This is a genomic window from Enterovibrio nigricans DSM 22720 (assembly GCF_900167155.1).
Taxonomy (GTDB): Bacteria; Pseudomonadota; Gammaproteobacteria; order Enterobacterales; family Vibrionaceae; genus Enterovibrio; species Enterovibrio nigricans.
The window spans coordinates 1-4,118 of sequence record NZ_FUXU01000154.1 but is presented as its reverse complement, the minus strand read 5'-3'; the positions used below and the strand labels follow the sequence as shown (position 1 = coordinate 4,118).

The following is a 4,118-nucleotide window of genomic DNA, read 5'->3' as shown; positions in this document are numbered from 1 at the left end:
ATGCTTAATAAACGACGAGGAAGGTGACACTAGATTGCCTGAAACTTAAAACTTTGCAACGGAGCCCATATTTGAGGTATAAAAAACCTTCCACTAAATACAGCAAAAGGTTTCTGTATAGAATAATTTATGCAAAAAAAGCTTTTCTGACGTAAGAAATCTAACTCTTTTGATGTTTTTGTTGGAATGAACTCAGTTACATAAAATGAAATAGAGATTAAAACGTACCACGAATTGGGTAATTATTTTTTGGATCGCGGATCCAAGTTAATCCTTGGAGTAAAACGTTTAAATCTGGTCGAACAAATGGGCCATTCGACATATCTAATACTTGTACATTACCTTCACTATTAATCACGAATAATGCAGGCTCAGCAAATAGATGATCTGTTTCTTGCTCTGAACGAGGCAATGAAATATAGACGCCTAAAGATTGCATTTGCTCTACGGTTAAACCGTAAGCTAAAGGGAAATTAATATTAGGTAAGCTTTCTATATGCTGGCGTACTTGCGTTTCTGTATCTGCAGAAACAGCAACGACATCTATACCAATCTCATTAAAATTTTGTACTAAAGTCGATAACTCATTGAGATAACGAGTACATAAAGGACAATGCTTACCACGATACACCACGACCAATTTCCAATCGAATGGTGCCTGTGGCGATCCTAATGCAATAGACTCTCCATCTAGCGTTGGTAATTTGATTAAAGGAAAAGATTGGCCTGCTTGAAATTTTTGAGTTTTCATTACTCTACCTCTAATTATTGAGCCATTAAATATTGATAGCTTTCATCTTCTTTATCTCGTTTTCCTTTGTATTTATTATCATAATTTTCTGACCAAATCGCCGTCGCATTTTGATTTTGATTCCAATCAAAGATTGTTGATCTGTGCTTAATTTTCCAAACATTATTTCGACGTTCAAAATGGAATAAATGACGACCACCTAAAATACCTTCTTTATCTACCCCATTTTCTTCGTGTAAATGATAAGCCCAAACATAACATTCCGCTGTTGCTGTATCACCGTTGACTTCAATTAAGGGATTGCTGATACGATGTTGAGTCGCTTTAAGTTTTTTAAATCCTTCCATAGCAGGGCCAACAAATTTATGAGCATTGTCGTTATAAAAGAATAATTCAGGAAAAATTGGATCTTGGTGTTCTTCAATTGCATCTTCCCAATAAGTCGCCTTCATTAACTCACCATCAACACGATCTAATGCTCGGGCAAATCGATACATCACTTCAGTTAACTCTTGTTTATCTAATAAGATCTCTAATTTCTCTTGTAAATTCATTATTTTTTCTCCGACATCTCGTTGTATGCCGCTCATTATAGGTATGCCATAAAATTTGAGAAGTATGCTAAACTGACTACCATCTATTCTTTTTTGGAATAACCCAATGGATCGATTAAGTGCAATGAAAGCCTTTATGCGAGTCGTTCAAACTGGCAGCTTTTCAGCAACAGGGCGAGAATTAAATACAACTCAAACCACCATAAGTAAGCGTATTGCGGCATTAGAAAGCGAATTAGGAGTGCAATTGTTGATACGCAGTAGCCGTGATCATACATTGACTTCAGCTGGGGCTTTATTTTTTGAAAAATGTCAGCAGATCTTAGCGGATTTAGATGAAGCAGAAACCGCTGTTCGTTCAGATATCACCCAATTAAAAGGTCATATTCGTCTTTCTGTACCAGTAGCCTTTGGGAGATTAGTTTTAACGCCATTACTGCCAAAGTTTTTTGCTCACTACCCTAATATCTCCATTGAAATTATGGCAAGTGATCGTCATGTAGATCTAATCGGAGAGGGGATAGATTTAGCCATCCGAGCTAAACAACTAGAAGATTCTGCGTTAATTGCTCGTCATTTGATGGATAATGAATTGAAACTCTATGCTTCTCCAGATTACATCCAACGAATGGGAAAACCGATAAAACCGAGTGATCTTAACACTCATGCTTGTTTGCTTTATTCTCGATTCTCTGAGCAACAACGTTGGGTGCTACAAGACAATAATGGCACGCATTCTGTTGATATTAATGGCCCACTAAGATCGGATAATGGTGATGTTTTATTAGAAGCTGCATTAGCTGGAGTGGGTATCGGGTTATTTCCTTTTTGGATGGTGTCTGATTGGATAAACCAAGGAAAACTAACACCAGTCTTGCCTCAATACAAAGAACGAACATTACCTATGTATGTAATCTATCCTAAAGCAATAAATACGCCATTAAGAGTTCGATGTTTTATTGATTTTTTATTAAGTAATTAATTGAATTTAAAGTAATAAGATCGTATCCGAAATTAGATAGGACGCAGATTCAATAGGCTATTTTCTTGCCGAACAGTAATATTCCTTTTTCCTATTAAAAGAGTACCTTCTCAGGATATAAACCTATGGAGGACAGCATGAAAGAAATTATGAAGCAATTTTGGCAATATATTCAACGGCACTTTCCCCATGTCGTTTTACGTTATGTACACATTGTATTGGCATTTTGGCAACAATTTTAACTCTGCTGTTGTGCGTCTTGGTATTCAAAAAAAGGGGAATTAAATCGTTTTACCCTTATTTATTCGGTGACTTTAGCCAACTAAAGGCAGATTTTGATCAACTGAGAAAAGGTATTTGGCCAGAAAGTGCTCCTAAAGGCACGGCAAACGTGGTACAGGGATTAGGTCTATTGGCTTTGATTGGCACGGAATTGACTGCCATCATTTGGCTAATTTTGTGGCGTAATCACTGGGTATTTGCCAACGACTTCCGAGAATTACACAAGTTTTGTACGGGGTTTGTGGAAGCTTACGTCCTTGTGCACGGCAGCCTTGCTATATTACGCTTCCTTTATGAGTGGAAATGGCTTAAGCGTTCTTTGAGTAAGTCATGGCAGAGTTTCCTTATTGAGTGAATTTTTCATCTTCGTTGTCGCCTGACTGTCTACTCCTCAAACAAGGTTCTTATCTGCAAGGGCGAGAAGCGTTTATATACCCTTGCAGATAAGGTTATGATTTGAGGATAGTTACAGGAAGTTGCGAGAACGTAGGGGAAAATCACGAAGGAAACTCAATGACTGGCGAGGACGTTAGCCACGATTACAAGCTCTTATCAGGCAAGGGTGAAATTCTTTGTGAGCATTGCGCAGTAATGCGAATGCTTTTACGGAGCGCGTCGCGTCAGACGCATAGCGGAGTGCGTTAAGGATTGGGTGACAGGAACTTAAACGAGCAGAGCCGGCTAAAACCAAGTGAAGCATGAACCTGGTATTAGCCAGCTCGTCTTGAGTTAAGTTATCGGCACGAGGAGCGAAGCGACGAAAAGCCTGACCGCTTTAGCGGTAAGGCCCAAGCACTTAAAGGGGTCAGAACATTGAGGATAAAAGAATTAAAAAAGCGGGTATGGCAACATGTGCAACTTATCGTTCAAATCCTTTATTTTTTCGTTCGAGATTTTGAGTCATAACGCCCCCTTCTTAGGTACAGGCACATCTTCAATACGCCCGTCAGGATAAATTCGTATAACTTTTTTACGTTGGACATCCCAACTTGTAACAGGACGCCCGGCCTCTAATGTCCTTTTGGCAGCGTCATTACCTATCTGAGTACAATTATCAACCAAGCGTTTAAAATCAAACATAAATCATCAGCCTCAGCATCAATACACCTGTTTTTCGTAAATAAGAAAAACTGCTATTCCAGCACTAGCTCCCCTCAAGAGGTTTGACAACACAGGCGTACATACGAATCCGTATTTACATTAACGCATATACAATTCCGTATTACTTGCTTCCAGCCTTCATTTTTTGAACTGCCGTTTCTATAACAGTCGTCACCGTCATTCCATGCTGACTAGCTACCAGCTTTAACATTGCATAATCTTTAATGCTTAGTCGAAAAGTCATGCTCCCAGATTTAGATAAGTCTAAATTTGAAATAGCAGAGATGAAAGAATCCAACTCATATTCATTCATCACGTCAACGGAATTCTTCGCATCTTTCCAAGGTAGAGACACTGTGTCAATACAAGATCGTAAATACGAATCCGTATTTACATTCAATCCAAAATCTTCATCAGCTTGGTTCTTTGCATCATTTTTAACTAAAGC

General features: G+C 38.5%; 5 protein-coding genes. 2 read left to right on the top strand and 3 right to left on the bottom strand.

Annotated features, from left to right (window positions below; all coding sequences use genetic code 11):
• Window positions 1-217 precede the first annotated feature (217 nt).
• Both B5D35_RS22900 and B5D35_RS22895 read right to left on the bottom strand, forming a co-directional pair.
• Window positions 218-751 carry a peroxiredoxin-like family protein gene (locus B5D35_RS22900; protein WP_078754715.1) on the bottom strand — a complete coding sequence of 178 codons (534 nt, stop codon included), beginning with the start codon at window positions 749-751 and terminating at the stop codon, window positions 218-220.
• A gap of 14 nt (window positions 752-765) precedes the next feature.
• Window positions 766-1,341, bottom strand: a complete 576-nt coding sequence (locus B5D35_RS22895; RefSeq protein WP_244556721.1) for a nuclear transport factor 2 family protein — start codon at window positions 1,339-1,341, stop codon at window positions 766-768.
• Window positions 1,342-1,411: 70 nt separating this feature from the next.
• Between B5D35_RS22895 and B5D35_RS22890 the strand changes: the two genes are divergently transcribed.
• Both B5D35_RS22890 and B5D35_RS24445 read left to right on the top strand, forming a co-directional pair.
• Window positions 1,412-2,287 carry a LysR family transcriptional regulator gene (locus B5D35_RS22890; protein ID WP_078754714.1) on the top strand — a complete coding sequence of 292 codons (876 nt, stop codon included), beginning with the start codon at window positions 1,412-1,414 and terminating at the stop codon, window positions 2,285-2,287.
• A 391-nt stretch (window positions 2,288-2,678) separates the two neighbouring features.
• Complete coding sequence (locus B5D35_RS24445; RefSeq protein WP_170915260.1) at window positions 2,679-2,924, top strand: hypothetical protein; 246 nt, start codon at window positions 2,679-2,681, stop codon at window positions 2,922-2,924.
• A gap of 867 nt (window positions 2,925-3,791) precedes the next feature.
• Here the strand turns inward: B5D35_RS24445 and B5D35_RS22875 are convergent.
• On the bottom strand, window positions 3,792-4,118 hold a 327-nt coding region (locus B5D35_RS22875; RefSeq protein WP_101210512.1), incomplete at its 5' end, for a hypothetical protein.